This is a genomic window from Microbacterium sp. CPCC 204701 (assembly GCF_004010105.1).
GTDB lineage: Bacteria > Actinomycetota > Actinomycetes > Actinomycetales > Microbacteriaceae > Microbacterium.
In genome coordinates, this window is the sequence record NZ_RRYE01000008.1 from 1 (window position 1) to 20,900 (window position 20,900).

Genomic DNA, 20,900 nt, shown 5'->3' on the forward strand with positions numbered 1-20,900 from the left:
CCGTTACGGTGCCAAGGGGCAGCCCGCTGGGGCGGCTGCCAGTCGGCCCGTGCCCGGCGGGTACGGGTCTGGCACGTGGACCTGGGGTCACACGCCTGCGCCGGCGGCGGCCGGCTCTCGGCCGCCGCCGGCGCGGAGGTCCGGCGTCAGCCGGCTTGCGTCACAGCGTCCAGGTGGCGGGCGGCTTGACCTGATCCCACAGCCAGATCTGGAAGAAGGCGTCGAGGTCCTCGCCCGACACCTCTTCGTAGACGGACTGGAAGTCGGCGCTCGTCGCGGCGCCGTCGTTGAAGCGCTCGACCCACAGCCGCGCCCCCTCGAAGAACGCCTCGTCGCCCACCTCGACCCGCAGCGCGTGGAGCGTCGCGGCACCGCGGTTGTACACCTGCGTCGCGAACAGCCCCAGGTCGCCGGGGTCGCCGATCTGGAACGACCAGTACGCGGCCGTGCGGGCGGGTGCGTACCAGCTGTTGTAGGCCTGCTGCGCAGTGGTTCCGCCGCGGTCATCCGTCCAGAGCCAGGCCGCATACGTGGCCCAGCCCTCGTTCAGCCAGATGTCCTGCCACCGCAGTGGGCTGACGGCGTTGCCGAACCACTGATGGGCGAGCTCGTGGGCGACGGTGCCCTGTCCTGCCGAGCCCGAATACACCGGGCGCGTCTGCGTTTCGAGGGCGTAGCCCACACTGTCGTCGTCGACGATCGCGCCGTAGGAGTTGAACGGGTACGGCCCGAATCTCGACTCGAAGAAATCGATCATCGCGGGCTGCAGTGCGAGGCTCGCGTTCGTGGTGTTGAGCTGATTCGCCGTGAGGTTCGCATCGACCGCGTCGACGATCGGGATGCCGCTCGTCGAGGTGTACGTCGGGCGCAGCTCGAAGTCCCCGACGGATGCCGTCGTCAGATAGCTGGCCTGCTGATCCGGGGCGTCCCAGAACCAGGTCGTCCAGCCGTCGGACGTCTCGGCGGGCTTGTGCGGCAGTCCGTTCGCGACGGCCACCTTTCCCGCCGGCACCGTGATCGCGAAACGGTACGTCGCCTTGTCTGTCGGATGGTCGCTCACCGGATACCACGTCATCGATCCCTCGGGCTCGCTGACGACGATGGCACCGTCGCGGGTCGTGACCCAGCCGTAGAGGGCTCCTTCCACGTCGAGCGGCCGCACCGTGGTGCCGCGGTACTCGACGACGACGCGGACGCTCTTACCCGACTTCACCTTGGGGCGAGGCTGCACGGTGAGCTCCCACCGGCGGGCCGCGTCATCCTGCACCTGCCAGTACGCGGCGCCGTCGACCTCGTCGCCGGGCGCGGGTGCCTCGACCTCGGCGGCGGGCTTGCCGCCGACCGTCACACGCGTGACGTCCATGCCACGCAGGTCGAGGTTGAACCGGTCGAGGTCCTGTGTCGCGACGAGGTCGATCGTCGCCACGCCCGTGAGGGAGCCCTGCAGCGGTGCGGGCGCCATGGCCGGAGGCGTGTAGGTCAATGCGAGGTCGTAGTGCTGGACGTCGTAGCCGCCGTTGCCCGAGTACGGGAAGTACGGGTCACCCGCGCCGTCCGATCCCGCGGTGTACCGCGGTCCGGCGGTACCGGGGGGAGCGGCGACCGCTCCCGTGGCGCCGAAGCCGGCCATCACCACGACCGCGACGGCCAGGCCGCCCGCCATCCTCATCTTCACCGTGCGCATGACCGCTCCCCAGGTTCGCTCGTCCTTGAGGCTGACTCTAGGCCTCGAGCGGGTCGCGCAGAAGCCCAGCCGAGCGTCACGCGTTCCACGCGCGGCGGGCGGTCCCGCAGCGATGCTTGGCGTCCACAACTTGAGTCGACTCGTATCAAGTTCGAATTGACGGATGCGGTACCCCGGCGTATCGTTGAGTCGTCGCGACTCAGCTTTGGGTCGGCGAGCTCGGCTTTTCATACGAACCGCGGGCGCCGGCATCCGTCGTCGCCCTCACGAAGGAGAGAATCACATGGCACGTGCTGTCGGAATCGACCTCGGTACGACCAACTCGGTCGTGAGCGTCCTGGAGGGCGGCGAGCCCAAGGTCATCGCGAACGCCGAGGGCTTTCGCACGACCCCCTCGGTCGTCGCATTCACCAAGGACGGCGAGGTGCTCGTCGGCGAGACCGCCAAGCGCCAGGCCGTCACCAACGTCGACCGCACCGTCTCGTCGGTCAAGCGCCACATGGGCACCGACTGGACCTTCGAGGTCGACGGCAAGAAGTGGACGCCGCAGGAGGTGTCGGCGCGCATCCTGCAGAAGCTCAAGCGCGACGCCGAGCAGTACCTCGGCGACACCGTGACGGATGCCGTCGTCACCGTGCCCGCGTACTTCAACGACGCCGAGCGCCAGGCGACCAAGGAGGCGGGCGAGATCGCGGGCCTGAACGTGCTGCGCATCATCAACGAGCCCACTGCCGCGGCCCTCGCGTACGGCCTCGACAAGGGCAAGGAGGACGAGCTCATCCTCGTCTTCGACCTCGGTGGCGGAACGTTCGATGTCTCGCTGCTCGAGGTGGGCAAGGACGACGACTTCTCGACCATCCAGGTGCGCGCGACCGCCGGCGACAACCGTCTCGGCGGCGACGACTGGGACCAGCGTCTGGTCGACTACTTCATCAAGCAGTTCAAGGACACCACGGGCGTCGACGTCTCGAACGACAAGATCGCCCTGCAGCGCCTCAAGGAGGCCGCCGAGCAGGCGAAGAAGGAGCTGTCGTCGTCGACCTCGACGTCGGTGAACCTCCCGTACCTGTCGCTCACCGACTCGGGTCCGGTGTCGCTGTCCGAGACGATCACGCGCGCGAAGTTCGAGGACCTCACCAAGGACCTGCTCGACCGCACCAAGAAGCCCTTCGAAGACGTCATCCGCGAGGCCGGCATCAAGGTCGGCGACATCGACCACGTCGTGCTCGTCGGCGGCTCGACCCGCATGCCCGCGGTCTCGGAGCTCGTGAAGCAGGAGACCGGCAAGGAGCCGAACAAGGGCGTCAACCCCGATGAGGTCGTCGCCGTGGGCGCGGCCCTGCAGGCCGGCGTCCTCAAAGGCGAGCGCAAGGACGTGCTGCTGATCGACGTCACCCCCCTGAGCCTCGGCATCGAGACCAAGGGCGGAATCATGACGAAGCTCATCGAGCGCAACACCGCCATCCCGACCAAGAGAAGCGAGACCTTCACGACCGCCGACGACAACCAGCCGTCGGTCGCGATCCAGGTCTTCCAGGGCGAGCGCGAGTTCACCCGCGACAACAAGCCGCTGGGCACCTTCGAGCTGACCGGCATCGCGCCGGCTCCTCGCGGCATCCCGCAGGTCGAGGTCACCTTCGACATCGACGCGAACGGCATCGTCCATGTGTCGGCGAAGGACAAGGGCACCGGCAAGGAGCAGTCGATGACGATCACCGGCGGCTCGTCGCTGCCCAAGGACGACATCGAGCGCATGGTGCGCGAGGCCGAGGAGCACGCCGCCGAAGACAAGAAGCGCCGCGAGGCCGCCGAAGTGCGCAACCAGGCCGAGACGCTTTCGTACTCGATCGAGAAGCTCATCAAAGACAACGAAGACAAGCTGCCCGAAGACGTCAAGAACGACGTCCAGGGCGACGTCGACGCCCTCAAGACCGCGCTCGCCGGCGAGGACGACGACGCCGTGAAGACCGCGTTCGACAAGCTCTCGCAGTCGCAGACCAAGCTCGGCGAGGCGATCTACGCCTCGGGCCAGGCCTCGCCGTCGACGGCGGATGCCGGTGCCGAGGCTCCGGCGGGCGACCAGGACTCGACGACCTCCGACGAGGACGTCGTCGACGCCGAGGTCGTCGAAGACGAAGAGGACAAGAAGTAGCCATGGCCGACAAGGACTTCGAGAACGAGGTCCCCGGCGGCGAGGACCCGGAGGCGCAGGCTTCCGGGTCCGACCCGCAGGAGGGCCGCAACGCCACGGGTGACCCGGAGGGCGTGGGTGCCGAGGGCGGCGAAGAGCTGACCGTCGACGACATCCTCGGCGCCGAGCAGAGCGCTGAGGCCGCCGCCGAGGACGCGGTCCTCGCCGACCTCGAGTCGCAGCTGCTGAACGACCTCAAGCGTCTGCAGGCCGAATACGCAAACTACCGCCGGCGCACCGAGGAGCAGCGCGAGATCGAGATCGAGCGCGCCAAGGGCGCTGTCGCCAAGGGCCTGCTGCCCGTGCTCGACGACCTCGACCGTGCCGAGAAGCACGACGATCTCGAGGAGGGTACCCCCTTCGCCGCGATCGCCGAGAAGCTGCGGGGCCTTGCCGAGCGCATGGGCATCGTCACGTACGGCGCCGCGGGCGAGGTCTTCGACCCGCAGCAGCACGAGGCGATCTTCCAGGCGCCGACCCCCGGCACGACTGAGCCGACGATCCTCGAGGTCGTCGAGGTCGGCTACCGCCTGGGCTCGGTCGAGCTACGTCCGGCAAAGGTCGTCGTCGCTGTGCCGGTCGAATAACACCGAGAAGGAGGACCCATGGCCAGCCAGGACTGGTTCGACAAGGACTTCTACTCGATGCTGGGCGTCGCCAAGGACGTCAGCGACGCGGACTTGAAGAAGACCTACCGTAAGCTCGCGCGCAGGTATCACCCGGACTCGAATCAGGGCGACGCGGCTGCGGAGGCCAAGTTCAAGGAGATCAGCGAGGCGTACTCGGTGCTGTCCGATCCCGAGCAGCGCAAGGAGTACGACCAGATCCGCGCGATGGGCTCGGGCGCCCGCTTCACGGCAGGCGGCCAGGGCGCGGGCGGCTTCGAGGACGTCTTCAGCATGTTCGGGCAGGGGCGCGGCGCGCGGTACCAGAGCGCCGAAGACGTCGACGACATCTTCGCGATGTTCAACCAGCAGCAGGGCGGTCGCTTCGGCAGCGGGCGCTTCGGGCAGCCGTCGGGCGGATACCGGGGCTTCGGGGGTCCGACGCGCGGCGCCGACGTCACAGCCCGCACGACGATCGACTTCATCACCGCGACCAAAGGTGAGACGATCACGCTGCAAGGCGAGGACGGCAAGCCGTTCAAGGTCAAGATCCCCGCCGGCGTCTCCGACGGGCAGAAGATCCGGCTGCGCGGGCGCGGCCGCCCATCGCCCGACGGCGGCGAGCCCGGCGACATCGTCGTGCAGGTGGCCGTGCGGCCGCACCCGGTCTTCACGCGCGACGGCCTGAACCTCCGCGTCACGGTGCCCGTGACGTTCACCGAGGCGACGCTCGGCGCGACGATCGAGGTGCCGACCCTCGGCGGCGACCCCGTCAAGCTGCGGGTTGCGCCAGGCACGCCGTCAGGCCGTGTGCTCCGAGTCAGGGGCCGCGGCGTGCAGACCCAGAAGGGCACCGGCGACCTGCTCGCCGAGGTGCAGGTGGCCGTGCCGTCGCACCTCGACGACGCCGCGCGCGAGGCGCTCCAGCGCTTCCACGACCTCGAGCCGAAAGAGAACCCGCGCGCCGACCTCATGGCGAAGGCGAGAGGCTGAGACCATGTGCCGAGAACAGGTGATCTGGCGTACACAGGACGATTCGGCGCGAAGCGTCCTGCCTCCGCCAGATCACCTGATCTCGTGAGGTGCGAGGGAGGTGAGACGCATGGGTGAGCAACACGACATCGACGAGGATGCCCCGATCTTCGCGATCGCGGTGGCTGCCGAGCTGTCGGGAATGCACCCGCAGACCCTCCGTCAGTACGACCGGCTCGGACTCGTCGTGCCCGCCCGCACACAGGGCGGCTCGCGTCGCTACTCGCTGCGTCACGTCGCTCAGCTGCGCGAGGTGGCGCGGATGTCGGCCGATGGGATCGGATTGCCCGCAATCGCCCGCATCCTCGAGCTCGAGGACCGCGTGCGCGAGCTGCACAGCCGCGTCCGCGACCTCGAGGAGCGCGTGCGCGAAGAGCTCGAGAAGCGCCCGGGCGCGCGTGTCTTCGCGGCAGGATCGACCGGCTCGGTCGTGACGCTGCGCCACGGCACGCGAGTGCGCCGCGCGACTGAGCTCGTGGTCTGGCGTCCGCGGACACCGCTTCCCCCGGCCTCGGCTCACGAAGCAACCGAGCACACAGACGACTGAGACTCCGCGATCGATGCGAACGCGACTCGTTCGCATACGTGGCCGTGCGTGCGTGCGCAGGCGCATCCGGGGTGAGAGCCGGGTGAATTTTCGCGTGCGCGTGCTCGACCATCGGTACAACCATTACTGACCGAGGACCGCTCGGATCTCAGATCGGCTCCCGCTCCCACGCGCGGGCGCGCCCGTGCTCTCGCGGGAGCGATCCGATGGTGTTGAACGACGCAAGCGCATGGCCAGACCCCGACGTGGCGGCTTCCCCTGCCGCCACCCACCGAAGTGAGTGAGGGTTCCTTCGGTGCGAGCCCCGCCGTCCCCCAGCCGGCGGGGCTCGACTCCTCGGGTGGCTCGCCGAAGCGGGTGACCCGGCGGGTGAATTCCGGAGAGCACGGCTCACTCGCGCGATATCTTTCACGCCGGGGGCCTCGATCGATAGCGCGTGCGCTCGGGGGACTCCATGAGCAGGAGAGCCCTCAACGCTCTCGTGGACACCGGGGGGCGTCATGGCGGGTCATCATCGAGCTTCGACAGGCGAAGGCAGGGGACGGGGCGTCCGTCGACTCGGGAAGGCCACACTGGCAAGCGTGGCGGCCCTGCTCATGGTCGTATCGGGGGCGACCGCGGTCGCTCACGCGGCCATCGTCGCCGAGCACGAGATCACGGCGAACTGGGCCGCCCCGGCACCGACGAGCGTGCTCTACGGCAACCCGGTGATCGCCGAATGGCACATCAACACCAACGACGCCGAGCAGCCGGAGTCGAACGAGGACGTGACCAACGTCACCGTGACGCTGACCGCGAGCAACGGCAGGTTCGCGAGCCTCCCCTCCGTGTGCAAGACGACCGGGGTGACGCCCGCGTCATCGATCTCGGCCAACGGTGTGACTCTCGTGTGCAACGTCGGCACGGTCAAGGCGGGTACGGCAACGGTTCTTCAGACGCCGATCCGTGCGACGAGCACGAACGGGCAGCCGCTGTCGGCGTCCGGCTCGGTGGACTCCGACCAGGCCGCGGCGCCGTCGGTCGCCGCCACACAGACGCCTGTGCCGGTCACCTACAACTACGGCATGGACCTCGTGATCTCGACGCCCTCCAGCAACCCGGCCGAGGGCGGCCAGCGGGCGCGCTACTTCGAGGGTGCCGCCGAGCGACAGTACATGGTCGTCGACTGGGCCATCGCCGCCAACGTCGGCAGCCGCCCAGGCCCGGCGAACTATTCGTTCGTGCTCAACGTGTCGAGCGCGACCGTGGGAGCGAATACGAATCTCATCACCCCCGAGGAGTGCCGGCCGGTCAACGGCGAGGTCGCCGCGGGCATCCCCTTCTCGGCGGCCAACCGGCCGGATCGCGCGGCCTTCCCCGGCGGCTGCACCATCACGAAGCTCAACGCCACGCAGTATCGCGTCACGCTGACCAACATCGACTACAGCCTCACCCGTGTTCCGGTGAAGGACTCCAAGGGACAGAACCTCCCCGCAGGCAGGAACTACATCGCGTCGGGCGCTCTGATCCTGTCGCACCCGTCGCCGGCGACGCTCACTCAGACATTCAACTTCAGCGCGAATGCGCCGGCGTGGACGTACCCGGGCACGACGCAGCGCACGAACGACCCCACGGCGAACAACACCGACGCGATCACCCTCTATGTGCCCGGCGACTTCAGCAACGCCTGGCACGGAACCCCGGCATCGTCGCGTTCCACCTGGGACGACCAGCTGTTCGTCGCGCCCGGCACCGGCTCCGCGTGGACGCCCGGCGCAGGCGGCGCCACCCTTCCCCTGTACTCGCAGGCAACCAGCTACGCGTGGAACGACTACCGGGGGCCAAACGCCGGCAACGTCGCGGGTGTCTGCACCATGAACCAGAGCGCGACGAGCTTTCCCGCGCCGGAGAGCAACAATCTCGTCTACCGCTACATGGACGGCGGCGGGTGGGATCCCGCACGAGGCGGCTACCTCCAGATGCCCACCCTTCGCTACTGGTACACCACCGCCAACATCGACACCCACACCTTCACGTGCGGCTCGACCGCCGTCACGTGGGTGCCCGCGACACCGGCCGGAGGCGTGACAGCGGGTGATCCGCGAACCCCGGGCACCAGCGTCGTGCAGCTGCCGGCGAACGTCTCCGCCGTCAGGGTGACGTGGAACCCCGCCGTCGACAAGCCGTACGGAGTATTCGTGCGCGGCTTCGGCTATATCAAGGCGAACGCGACGCCGTGGGTCGCAGGCGCGCCGAACAACATCCTCGAAGAGGGCTGGACCGTCGGCTCCTACAACCGGCCGAACGCCGTGACGGCGGCGGCCAACACCTGGTACAACAGCAGCAATATCGCCGGCGTGAACACCGCCACGCCCTGGAGCCCGTACACCGGCGCGGCCGGCGGCACGAACGGATGGCGCGATGTCTACCGCATCGTCGGCAACACCGGCTCGATCTCGAAGTCCGCGAGCCCGCAGACCGCAGGTCCCGGCCAACCCGTCACTTACACGGTGCGCGCCGCGACGAACAGCACGACCACGCCGCCGACCAACAGCAACCTGACCGTCGTCGACCTGCTGCCCGCGGGGATGCAATACATCGCAGGCTCGGCGCGGATCGACGGCACCGCGGTCACTCCGGCGTCCGCGACCGTCAGCGGTCGCCGGCAGCTGACCTTCGCGATGACGAACTCGCCCGCGAACACGCAGCGCGTGATCACCTATCAGGCGATGCTTCCGGCGAACTCGTCGGTCGCTCCCGGCACGACCCTGACGAACACGGCCGAGGTCCGCGTGCCCGGCGACATCCGCGAGCTCGCGCTGCGCCAGGCCTCGGCATCCGTCGTCGTCCCGAACAACGGCACGACGTCGTTCGGCAAGAGCGCGGGCGCGACGTACGTGCCATACGCCGGGGGAAGCTCGTTCTGGCGCATGACCCTGAACTCGCTCGACCCGTCATCGAACGCCTATACCGACACGATCGACATCCTCCCGTACACGGGGGACGAGAACGGCACGAACCTCGACGGCGGCTACGAGGTCACGCGCGTCAGCGTGCCGGCGGGCACGTGGCGGGTCTTCTACACCACTGCCGACCCCGGCACGCTCAGCGACGACCCGCGCACGAAGTCCAACGGCACCAACCCCGGTGCGATCGCCGGCAACACCGTCGGCTGGAGGGCGATCACCCTGAGCGGCACGAACGCGGCCATTCCCGCGGACGCGACCGCCATCCGGGTGATCGGCCCCGCGCTCGCGCCGGGAGCCCAGCAGTCGTTCGACGTCCACTTCACCACGGCCGCGCCGACGAGCACCGAGTGCGCGGCGCCCGCCGCAGGCGACAACAAGCCCGGCCAGGTCATCGTCAACGCCGCCACGAGCATCGCGGCCCACACCGGCCTGCCGATGAAGTCGTCCGCGACCACCACGATCGCCGACTGCAACCAGATCGAGGTCAAGAAGTACGTTCTCGAGAAGGGCGGCGACCGCACCGACGATGCCGCCTGGCACGACGCCCAGGATGCGAGCGACTTCCCGCAGTATGCGCGCGACGACACGGTGCCGTACCGCATCAGCGTGACCAACAGGGGCACGGGCACGCTCACGAACGTCTCGGTGACCGACCCGATGTTCCCACAGTGCGCCTACACCGTCGCCTCGCTCGCGGCCGGCGCGACCGAGTTCCGCGACTGCACCGCCGGCCCCGCCGCGCTCGGCACGACGATCAACGAGGCATTCGTGAATGTCACGCCGCCGGTGGGCGAACCGCTCACCGGAAGCGACCCGGCGGGAATCGTGGTGCCGCTGCCGCCGACGGTCTCGAAGACCTCGAACCCGGCGTCGGGGACGCCGGTGCTCGCGGGCGAGAGCATCACCTACACCGTGACGATCACCGAGCCCGAAGACAGTCCGGCACCATTCCTGTCGCCGAGCTTCACGGACGACCTCACCGGCGTGCTCGACGACGCCGTCATCGACGAGGACAGCATCACGGTCGCCACGTCCGCCGAGGACGGCGCTCCGGGCACCGCGGTGCTCGACGGCAACGCGCTGCGGTGGTCGGCCGACCGCATCTTCCCCGGCGAGATCATCACCATCACCTACACCGTCACGGTCAAGGACTACGACGAAGTCGGCGACTTCCGTCTGCGCAACGCGGTCACCCCGGGCACCGACATCGAGTGCGGCACCTGCACGACGGAGCACCCGGTTCCCGGTGTCCACTTCGCGAAGTCCGCGACCCCGACGACGGTGACGCCGGGCGGCACCGTCACCTACACGATCGACGTCCGCAACACCGGCCAGGTGGCGTACGGCGAGAACGGCTTCGCGGCGGCGACGGTGACCGACCCTCTGACGGACGTGCTGAAGGATGCCGTCTGGGTCGGCTCCTCATCGCCCGGGGTGGTGTTCGACCCCGCCACGGGCGTCACGTGGAGCGGTCCGCTCGCGGTCGGCGCGACCACTTCGTTCAGCTTCGATGTGCAGGTGAAGCCCGCCGGCGTCGACGAGGACACGCGCGACGACCGGCTCGAGAACACGATCGTGTCGGAGACTCCCGGAAGCAACTGCACGGACGACTCGACCGACCCCGACTGCGACGCCGTCGTGCGCGTGCAGTCGTACACCGTGGAGAAGTCGACGGCCGAGGCGCCCGTGGTGCGCGGTGAGGTCGTGACGTACTCGCTCACCGTGCGCAACACCGGTGAGGTCGCGTACACGGCCGAGGACCCGGCGTCGTTCGACGACGACCTCGCCGACATCCTCGATGACGCGGACTTCGTGGCGGGCAGCGCCACTGGCGGCGCCGCCTTCGCAGACGGCCACCTGACATGGGCCGGCCCCCTCGCCGTCGGCCAGATGCGCACGTTCACCTACTCCGTGGCGGTGAAGCAGACGCCGAACCCTGACAGCATGACGCTGAACAACACGGTCGCCCCGACAGGCACCGGCGGCAGCTGCGCCGGCGACGGACTGTGCGACACGTCGACGCCGATCGCCCAGTTCCACGTCGCGAAGTCGTCCGACCCGGCCTACGTGAACCCGGGTGGAACCGTGCACTACCGCATCGTGGTGACGAACACGGGCGGCGTGGCGTTCACGGATGAGTTCCCGGCATCGTTCCGCGACTCGTTCGCGGGAATCGTCGACGACGGCGAGCTCGACGCGACGATCGACGACGACGGCCAGATCGTCGACGGCAGCGTGACGTGGACGGCAGGGGAGCTGACCTATCGCGGTTCGGTCCTCGACTGGACCGGGCCGCTCGAGGTCGACGGCACGGTGACGATCGAATACGACGTGCTCGTCGACAACCCCGATCGCGGCGATCACCTGCTCGCGAACCGCGTGACGACACCGACCGGGCTCGCCAACTGCGACACCGCCTCGACCGACCCGGTGTGCGAGACCGAAACGCCGGTGCAGTCCTACGAGGTCGTGAAGGTCGCGAACCGCGACGTCGTCGAGCAGGGCGACGAGATCACCTACTCGATCACAGTGCGCAATACCGGCAACGTGCCGTATCCGGCCGGCCCGGGCGAGCCGCAGGCGGCGATCTCGGACCCGATCGGCGACGTGCTGCAGAACGCGACGTTCGACGGTGTCGTCACCGCATCGGCCGGAACGGCGACGTGGGTCGAGGCATCCCAGACCATCCGCTGGGTGGGCGATCTGCCGCTCGGTGGTGAGCCGGTCACGATCACCTACACCGTGGTCATCACGGCTGCGACAACCCCTCCCGACCGGCTCATGAACCGGGCCAGCACCGACAGCCCCGGCGGCAACTGCGATCCTGCGACCGAGTTCTCCCTCGCCGATCCCCGGTGCTGGGTCGAGGTGCCGACCCGTGCTTATCGGGTGGTGAAGGCCGTGAGCGACACCGTCGTCGAGCCGGGTCAGCAAAACCTGACCTACACGATCGCCGTCACCAACACCGGCTCGGAGGCCTACGAAGGTACGACGATCGGCGACGAGAACGCCGCCGAGATCCGTGACGACCTCACCGACACGCTCGGCGACTCGGGCAGTCCGGTGCTCGTGTCGCAGCCGGCCGGCTGGCAGGTGACGTTCGAGAACGGCGTGCTCGTGGGCGCCGGCCCGCTCGGCGTGGACGAGACGGTGACGTTCGTGTACACCGTCGATGTCGACGACCCGGACGCCGGCGATCACCGCATGGACAACCGCGTCGAGACTCCTCCCGGCCGCGGCGGCAACTGCACGCCCATGTCGACCGACGGCGACTGCGACGTGACCGTGCTCGTGCGCGAGTTCACGGTCGAGAAGACCGTCGCCCCGCAGGTCGTCGAGGTGGGCGGATCCGTGGTGTACACCGTGACGGTGCGCAACACCGGCGCGGTGGCCTACTCCGCCGCCGACCCGGCCGGGTTCCGCGACGACCTCACCGACGTGCTTCGCGACGCCGACTGGGGCGGCGTGCTCCAGGGCAGTGCGGTCTTCGACGGGCTCGCGACGCTCACCTGGTCCGGCGAGCTGCCGATCGGCGGCGAGGCCGTCGTGCGCTACACGGTGATCGCGAACGGCGAGACGGATGACGACATCCTCGTCAACGATGTCGACCCGGTCGGCCCGGGTGGGTCGTGCGTGGACGCAGACAGCTGCACCACCGAGGTGCCGATCCGGTCGTTCGAGTACGACAAGGCGGTCGACGCGGCCTCGCTCACCGAGGGCGACGACGTCACCTACACAGTGACGGTGCGCAACACCGGCGCGGTGGCGTACACCGACGCCCAGCCCGCCGACATCGTCGACGACCTGTCAGGTGTGCTCGACGACTCCGGTGACCTGCGGGCCATCACGATCGATCCCGATCAGGGCGAGGCGACCGTGAACGGAAGCGCACTGAGGTGGGAGGGGCCGCTGGCCGTCGATCAGACGCTGACCATCCGCTACACGCTCACGGTGGACGACCCCGACACCGGGGACCACCACCTCGTGAACACGGTCACCAGCTCCACCGGCGAATGCGCCGAGGACGGCACGTGCACCACCGACACCCCGGTGCGCGGCTACCTCGTCGAGAAGTCGTCGGCCCCGGCGATCGTGACCCCGGGCGACGACGTGGCGTACACCTTGACGGTCACGAACACCGGCGCCGTGGCCTACACGGACGACGACCCCGCTTCGTTCTCCGACGACCTGTCGGACGTGCTCGACGTCGCGAGCGCGCCGTTCGACCTCACGGTCGAGGGCGACAGCGACGATGCGCCATCGTGGCATGCAGACGAGTCGGAGCTCCGATGGGCGGGTGAGCTGCCCGTCGGCGGCGTGGTGACCGTCCGCTACACGGTGACGGTCGACGTGCCTGTGGCCGGCGACGCGGACTTCCTGCTCGAGAACGTCGTGACGCCGACCGGCCCCGGTGGCGAGTGCGGCGTCTGCGACACGGTGACGCCGATTCGGGCATACGACACGGTCAAGACCGCGAGCCATCGGCAGGCCGAGCCCGGTGACGAGGTGACGTACACCGTGCGAATCGAGAACATCGGCCAGGTGGCGTATAGCGCTCCCACCCAGGCGACGTTCGCCGACGACCTGGCTGGCGTCCTCGACGATGCAAGCGGCCCGACCGGTCTGACGGGCGGCGCGACGTTCGCGGACGGGATTCTGTCGTGGGCGGGCGACCTGCCGATCGGAGGCGTGGCCGTCGTGACCTACGCGGTCACCGTGCTCGACCCGCAGCAGACGCCGACGCCCCCGGCGGACGGCATCCTGCGCAACGCGGTCGTGACTCCGCCCGAGGGCGGGTGCGCCGACTCCACGGCGGCGGACTGCACCACCGAGACGCCCGTGCGTGCGCTGCACTTCGAGAAGACCGTCGACCAGGAGGTCGCTTTCGCCGGCGACGCGATCGAGTACACGATCACGGTCGAGAACACCGGCGCGGTCGACTTCACCAGCGACGTGCCTGCGAAGTTCGAGGACAGCCTGGCCCGCGTGCTGGACGACGTGACGACGGTCACAGCGGACACGCTGAACCTCGATGCCAGCGCAGGCACGGCGACGTTCGTCGCATCGACCAGTCGCATCCACTGGGAGGGTCCGCTCGCGGCCGGCGCCACGGCGACCATCACGTATCAGGTGACGATCGCGAACCCGAACCGCGGCGATCACGCACTCCAGAACCGGATCGTGACGCCGCCCGACATCCCGTCCAACTGCGGTCCGGACTCCGAGGACCCGCTGTGCGAGACGACGACCCTCGTGAAGGCACACCACCTCGCGAAGGCGGCCGACCGCACCGAGTTCTTCCCGGGCGATGTCGTGACGTACGCGATCACGCTCCGCAACACCGGCCAGGTCGCCTACACGGCCGATGAGCCCGTGGTGTGGGACGACCCGCTCACAGAGGTGCTCGACGACGCCGCATACAACCTCGACGCGGCCGCGACCTCCTCGGTGGACGGCACGGCAGTCAACGCCGTCACTTGGGATGCGGATGCCGGCGCGCTGCGTTGGAGCGGCAAGCTCGACGTCGGTGAGGTCATCACGTTCACGTACAGCGTGGTCGTGAGCAATCCGACGCCCGACGGCGCGGACAAGATCCTGTTCAACAGGGTCACGTCCCCCACGCCTGGCGGCAACTGCTCGCCCACGAGCGAGGACCCCGTCTGCGAGGTCGACCTCGGCGGCCCGTCCGTGCACGTGGAGAAGACCTCGACGAAGGAGACGGCGTTCCCCGGTGAGGTCGTCGAGTATGCGATCACGGTGACGAACGACGGCGGCATCGACTGGACCGCCGACCGCCCGGCTGAGATCGACGACTCGCTCGTCGACGTCCTCGACGACGCGACCTACAACGGCGACGCGACGCACGGTGCACAGCTCGTTGGCTCGCGCGTGAAGTGGCAGGGCGCGCTCGCGGTGGGCGAGTCCGTCACGATCGAGTACTCGGTCACGATCAACGCGCCGCGCACCGGCGACGGCATCATCGACAACGTCGTGACGACCCCGGAAGAAGTGCCCAGCAACTGCGTCGCGATCGCGTCGCAGAACCCCGACGACACGCCGGGCGCAACGTTCGACCCGGCCGCGTCGACCGACGAGGCGTGCGCAACCCGCACGCTCGTGCAGTCGTACCAGACTGTCAAGACGTCGGACGCCGGTGACAAGGTCGAGCCGGGTGACACCGTGACCTACACGATCACAGTCCGCAACACGGGCCAGGTCGGCTACACCGAGCAGGAGCCGGCGACGTTCGTCGACGACTTCGGCGGGGTGCTCGACGACGCCCGCTACACCGGCGACGCGACGGATGGGGCCGCCTACGACGCGCCGCGCCTGTCGTGGGCCGGAGCCCTCGATATCGGGGAGGTGACCACGGTGTCGTACAGCTTCGTGGTCGCCGAACAGGGCGGGGACAACGTCATGCGCAACGTGCTGTTCAGCCACGGCGAGATCGGCGGCAACTGCGTCGACCCGAGTGTTGCGGACTGCCAGGTCGACACCCTGGTGGAGCGTCCGCTCGCTGTGACCGGCGGAGGCATCGCGCTCTGGCTGGTCGGGGTGCTGGTCGGCCTGTTGGCCGCCGGCGGGCTGCTGCTGTGGCTGAGCCTGCGCCGACGTTCTCGGCGGGCGTCGTGAGGCGACTCCTCATCCTGCTGCTCGCGCTGCCGGCGCTGCTTCTCGCAGTGCCGGCCGCGCCGGCCGCTGCTGCCGGCGCGGCTGACGACGTGGCGGCGGTGACGGTCTCGGTTTCGGACGGGCGCGACGACGCCGCGCCCGGTGACCACCTCGACTACACCGTGGAGGTGGACAACGCCGGTGCCGAGGCGTTCACAGGTTCGGTGACGCTGCGAGTCCCCGACTTCGCCGAGGTCGAGGCATCCGGAGCCACCATCGAGGGAGGCGTCGCGACCTGGAGCGTCGAGATCCCTGCGGGCGGGTCAGCGCAGTGGACGGCGACCGTGATCATCGGAGACGAGTCCGGCGAGGCGTACCAAGTCGTCGTCCTGGCGGAGGTCGTCGACGGAGGAGGCGCAGTCGTCGTGCGCGATGCCGATGCCGATGCCATTCCCGGCTCCATCGCGCCGCCCGCGGTCGCGGGCATGGGCGGCGAACCGCAAGGCCTTCCCGAATGGGTCATGCCGGCAGCGATCCTGGCGGCAGTGGTCCTGGCGGGATCGTCACTCGCGCTGTTCGGTGCCGTGCTCGCGCGTCGCGGACGCCCCCGGAGGGGGTGAAGGAGCGGGTGAAATTCCTGAGACGCGGTCCGAATCCCGATAGGAACGATCTCAGGGTCACGCTGCGCCTCGGCGGGCGGCCCCGTGACATTCCAGGGGGGAATTGTTGAGTCATCCTGTCGTGCCGAAAATCTCGGCAGATGCACCATCCGCGAGACCGCTCGCAGACCGTCGCGCTCGACTGTTCGCGGTCACACAGTCGGGCCTCGGGCGGGTCGCGGGCCGTCTCTCCGACGACGCCCTCATGATCCACCGCCGGCGCTTCCCCAGAGCGCCAGGTGGGCCGGTGAGCTGATTTCTTCGGCCCGGCGCGCTGTGCCCCGCCTTCCCCAGGGGCGGGGCACAGCATCATCATCGTCCGGCCATCAGCTGGCGGGGAACTAGAGTGCAAGCGGGGGTCCGTGCGGGGGTGCGCGGACCTGGCCTGGGGCCGACGTGACGGACAGATTCTGGGGATGGACGAAGGAATCGAATCGAAGTGTGGTCATTGGAGCGGCTGGAAACCGGCGCCCCGCGCGTCCCAGGTGACGTCATCTCGCGGCCCAGGCTGCTCGCATATCTGGAACTCGGCACCCCGCTGACCCTGGTGCGAGGAGCCTGCGGCGCCGGAAAGACGGTGGTCCTGCGCGAATGGGTGCAGCGCACCGAGGAGCGTGCTCTGTGGGTCACCGCCGACCAGGGCATTGCCGACAGCGTCGGCCTCGCGCGCCTGATCCTGCGGCGGCTGCCGCGGGAGTGGGATGCCGCGGACCCGGGTGATGCGGCCGGTGTATGGCGGGTCGTGCGCGATCGCCTCGCCGATCTCGATGAGCCGGTGACCGTCTTCCTCGACGACGCGGCGACCCTCGAAGCGGAAGCTCTCGTGGACCTGTGCGATACCGTCGCGGCGGTGCCCGCCGTGCGCGTCATCGCCGCAGCGAACCGGCGCACCGTCCTCGACAGCGACGGCGTCGGAATGATCGTCGACAGGTCGGTGGTCGGACCCGCCGAGCTCATGTTCGACGACGAGGAGATCCGTCGTGTCCTTGGCATCGGCGAAGATCTGGCACGGAAGGTGCGTGCCGCGACGAGCGGATTCCCCGCCGTCATCCATGCGATGGCCCGTCGTGGAATCCCGGCCGACGGCGATTCGCTGGTGCAGGCGGCGGTCGAGGCGGTGGAGGAGTACATGCGCCTCCGGGTCGCGCGGTCCGGCTACGACCCGGCGCTCATCTCCGCTCTGGTGCGGATCAGTCTCGCCGAGGCCGTCGACGACGCCCTCGCTCGTGACCTCAGCGGCGACCCGCGCGCCGTCCGCTACCTGGACGATGCCGAAAGCTACGGCTTCGGCTCGTGGTCGACCGGCGGGAGCGGACGCACGTTCCGGTTCGCGCCGTTCGCCCGCGTCCTTCTGCGACGCGAGCTCGAGCGCCGGCACCCGGGCGACGTCCCGGCGCTGCGACGCATGGTCGTCGCGGGCGCGCAGCGCGCCGGCAAGCCTGCCGAGGCACTGCGGGCGGCGGTCGACGGTGGCGATCTGGAGCTGGCGCGGCGCGTGGTCACGTCGTCGTGGTATCAGCTGCTGAATCACGGCGCCACCGTGCGAGAGGTCCTGGGATCGATTCCGCTGTCGCAGCTGAAAGACGAACCGATCCTCGTGATGCTCCTTGCGGTCTGCTACAACGCCGTGCGCGTGCGGCGACTGCGCGGGCTCCAGCTCTTCCGCATCGCCGTGTCGGCGGCCAACTCTCAGCGCGCCGACATCGATGACTTGGACCGCCTGTTCGTCTGGGTCGCCGAGAGTGTCGCCCTGCGCGTGCTCGGTCTGCACGAGCGCGCCGCGAACGTCGCGGTTCGCGCGCTCAGACTGTTGGCCGACACCCCGGAGGACGAGGAGGTGTACGCCGCGCAGCTGCCGCTCCTGTCTGCGCAGCTGGGCATCTCGCTGTACTACGGCGGCAGTCAGCGGCAGGCGATCGAGTGCTTCGCGTACGGCGCCGCGGTGGCGGCGGTGGATGACTCCGAGCACGGGATCTCGAACCTGTCGATGCTCGCCGGCATCCATGCCCTCAACGGCGACATGCCCGAGGCTCGACACTACGTCCAGCTTATTCGCGAGGGGGAGTGGCGGGGCCGGCACCTCGACGGATATCAGGGCACCTTCTACCGCGTGGCCGAGGCCCTCCTCGCGTTGGAGCAGGGCGATGTCGACAAGGCTTCGGAGCACGTCGCGGTCTTCGAACCGCATCGCGCGACGAGCGAGCATTGGACAGTCATGGCCGCCGTCGAGGCGCTCGTGTCGCTGCGCCGCGGGCGGGCGGCCTTGGGTGCCGCGCAGCTGGACTCACTCGTGGAGCTGCGAGGACGCGAGGGCCACACGGCGGCCGCACGTCGATCTCTGAGCGGCACGCGGACCCTGCTGCTGCTCGCGCAGGGAAAGAGTCAGGCTGCGAAGGCCGTCCTCCTCAACGACGGCCCGGAAGAGCGGTTCGAAACGGTCGTGGAGCGCGCTCGCATCGCGCTGATCGACGGCAGACCGCGCGACACGCTCCGCATCCTGAGTCAGGCGCGCGTCAAGCCGAGCAGCGTGCGACAGAGCGCCGGGGCGGCGTCGCTGCGCACGGCAGCGCTGGTTCGCACGGGCGGGGTCGCCGCCGCGCGCCACGATGCGCAGAGTCTCGCCGCCCTGCTGTGCGACCGGGGCCTGCGCCTGCCGCTCGCTCTGCTCCCCCCGGCCGACACCCGAGTCGTGCAGGAACTCCTGCGGGAGACGGATTCGTGCACGATCGACCCTGTCGAATCCGCCCTGCCCGATTCGATCAGCGCTCCTGCTCTCACCGAGCGCGAGCACATCGTGCTGCGGGCGCTCGGCTCGGGCCGGCCGCTGACCGCCATCGCTACCGACCTCGGGGTCTCGCCGAACACCATCAAGACGCAGGTGAAGAGTGTCTACCGCAAGCTCGGCGTCGCTGGCCGCGAGGAGGCGGTCGCCGCCGCAGACGCCCGGCACCTGCTGTCGGACTTCGGCTGAGCGCAGGCTGCGGCTGCCGGCGCGAGCGCTCCTGGAGCCGGCGGCGTTCGCGGCGCTGCAGACGCTGCGTTCGTCGCCGCGCTCGCGTTCACCGCGATGCTGTCGCGCGCCGAACCCGTCCGTCAGGATGCACCCGGCTCCTGGGGTGAAGGAAGGGGTGAAGTGAGGGGTGAAGTTTCGCAGGTCTCGCAGACACAAGAGCTAGAAAGGAGACGGCGTCGCGACCGTGGCGCCGATGCGCGGGGAACCGCGCGGGAGGCGTCATCCGGCTTCGCGGGCTTCGGCATGTGCGGTCGTGGTGCTCCACGACGGTCACTGGGTCGAGAGGAACCCAGCGGCAGGTCCACGGACATCTGACGCAGCCTGCGGTTCGCCCGTGCAGGCCCGACCCGAGAACGCGAGATCGTCCTCGCCAGGTCGCGGAGCCCCCGAAGCCCCGCGGTACCCGACTGGCTGGCGCGTGCGCGTGCACGCCTCGAATCGAGCCTCCGGTCGATGGCTCGTCACGGGACGGGTCATGCTCCACCCGATCCAAAGGCCCCGCATGTCCAGCGCTTCCGTTCTTCGCCGCATCGAGGACGACGGCAGAGCCCTCCGCCGACGCGGCATGGCCCTCGCGGTCGCCGCCGGCAGCGCGTACTGAGCCGGTGGTGAGGCGGCTCTGGGGGCCGCCTCACCACCTTCGCTCGGCCGTCCCCCCGCGGCTGAGCACCATGAGACCATGGGCTCATGGGCCCGCCCGAGAAGCTCCCCCCATCGCCGGACCGGGCTCCGGAGCTGGACGAGGACTTCTCGGGCGGGCTGACCCACCGCTGGTGGGTGGCGGCCTATCTGCCGCACTGGACCACGCCCGACCGCGCCGCGGCCCGATACGGGCACGTGGCCGGGGGCCTCGAGCTGCGGATCGACGAAGACCAGCCGGACTGGCGGCCCGAGGACGCTCCGCTGCGGGTCTCGAACCTGCAGACGGGCGCCTACGCCGGGCCGCTCGGGTCGGCCCGAGGTACCCATCGTCACCGCGACGACGGCCTGGTCGTCCGCACCGAGACCCCGCTTCAGCTTTGCTTCGCGCCGTCGAGCGGCCGCGCCGAGATCACCGTGTCGGCCACCCGCGACGCGGGTGCCATGCTCGCTGCGTGGCTCGTCGGCACCGAGCACCTGTCCGAGGCGGACTCCGGCGAGATCTGCGTGTTCGAGATCGACGCCGACGCGATCGGTGCGACAACCCGCGCGCGTACGGGCGTGAAGGCCCACCACGATCGCCGGCTGACCACGGACATGGCCGAGGTGACGATCCCGCTCGACGCTTCGCGGCCGCACACGTGGACCGTCATCTGGGGTGGGGGTGAGACCGTCATCGGGTGCGACGGTGTGGTCGTTCGGCGCATCCCGCAGGCGCCGGACTATCCGCTGTTCCTCATGATCGACCTGTTCGAGGTCGGCCCGCCGAGCGGAACCTACCCGAAGTCCGCCCTCGTCCATCGCGTCCGGGGATGGATCGCGTCCTGATCCGAGACGCGGCCGCGCGACCGGCTCACGCGCCCGGGGATGCCTCGGCACGCAGTCGTCACCCCGCATGTGGTGCTCCACTTGATTCCTCCGTCCGCAGCCATTGTCGTGCGAGCTCGGCGGTTCGACGGATGTCTATGCT

Annotated in this window: 9 protein-coding genes; 8 read left to right on the plus strand and 1 reads right to left on the minus strand. The window is 69.4% G+C overall.

Going from position 1 to position 20,900, the window contains the following annotated elements; all coding sequences use genetic code 11:
• Positions 1-160: 160 nt before the first annotated feature.
• A complete protein-coding gene (locus EIO58_RS01765; protein WP_164861477.1) occupies positions 161-1,684 on the minus strand; it encodes a M1 family metallopeptidase in 1,524 nt (507 codons plus the stop codon).
• 283 nt (positions 1,685-1,967) lie between these two features.
• Between EIO58_RS01765 and dnaK the strand changes: the two genes are divergently transcribed.
• The 8 genes from dnaK to EIO58_RS01805 all read left to right on the plus strand — a co-directional run bounded on the left by dnaK (position 1,968) and on the right by EIO58_RS01805 (position 20,758).
• Positions 1,968-3,836 (plus strand): molecular chaperone DnaK, encoded by a 1,869-nt coding sequence (dnaK, locus tag EIO58_RS01770; protein ID WP_127817979.1) that lies wholly within the window; start codon positions 1,968-1,970, stop codon positions 3,834-3,836.
• A gap of 2 nt (positions 3,837-3,838) precedes the next feature.
• Positions 3,839-4,462: a nucleotide exchange factor GrpE gene (locus EIO58_RS01775; protein WP_127817980.1), complete on the plus strand. Its 624-nt coding sequence runs from the start codon at positions 3,839-3,841 to the stop codon at positions 4,460-4,462.
• 18 nt (positions 4,463-4,480) lie between these two features.
• The gene (locus EIO58_RS01780; RefSeq protein ID WP_127817981.1) at positions 4,481-5,473 is read left to right on the plus strand and encodes a DnaJ C-terminal domain-containing protein; all 993 of its coding nucleotides are present in this window, start codon (positions 4,481-4,483) and stop codon (positions 5,471-5,473) included.
• A gap of 109 nt (positions 5,474-5,582) precedes the next feature.
• Complete coding sequence (locus EIO58_RS01785; protein ID WP_127817982.1) at positions 5,583-6,059, plus strand: heat shock protein transcriptional repressor HspR; 477 nt, start codon at positions 5,583-5,585, stop codon at positions 6,057-6,059.
• A 581-nt stretch (positions 6,060-6,640) separates the two neighbouring features.
• Positions 6,641-15,640, plus strand: a complete 9,000-nt coding sequence (locus EIO58_RS01790; RefSeq protein ID WP_127817983.1) for a DUF7927 domain-containing protein — start codon at positions 6,641-6,643, stop codon at positions 15,638-15,640.
• On the plus strand, positions 15,637-16,239 hold the full coding sequence (locus EIO58_RS01795; protein WP_127817984.1) for a DUF11 domain-containing protein: 603 nt from the start codon (positions 15,637-15,639) through the stop codon (positions 16,237-16,239). The genes EIO58_RS01790 and EIO58_RS01795 overlap by 4 nt, the downstream gene beginning before the upstream one ends.
• A gap of 478 nt (positions 16,240-16,717) precedes the next feature.
• On the plus strand, positions 16,718-19,249 hold the full coding sequence (locus EIO58_RS01800; RefSeq protein ID WP_127817985.1) for a LuxR C-terminal-related transcriptional regulator: 2,532 nt from the start codon (positions 16,718-16,720) through the stop codon (positions 19,247-19,249).
• A 729-nt stretch (positions 19,250-19,978) separates the two neighbouring features.
• Positions 19,979-20,758, plus strand: a complete 780-nt coding sequence (locus EIO58_RS01805; RefSeq protein ID WP_127817986.1) for a family 16 glycosylhydrolase — start codon at positions 19,979-19,981, stop codon at positions 20,756-20,758.
• Positions 20,759-20,900 lie beyond the last annotated feature (142 nt).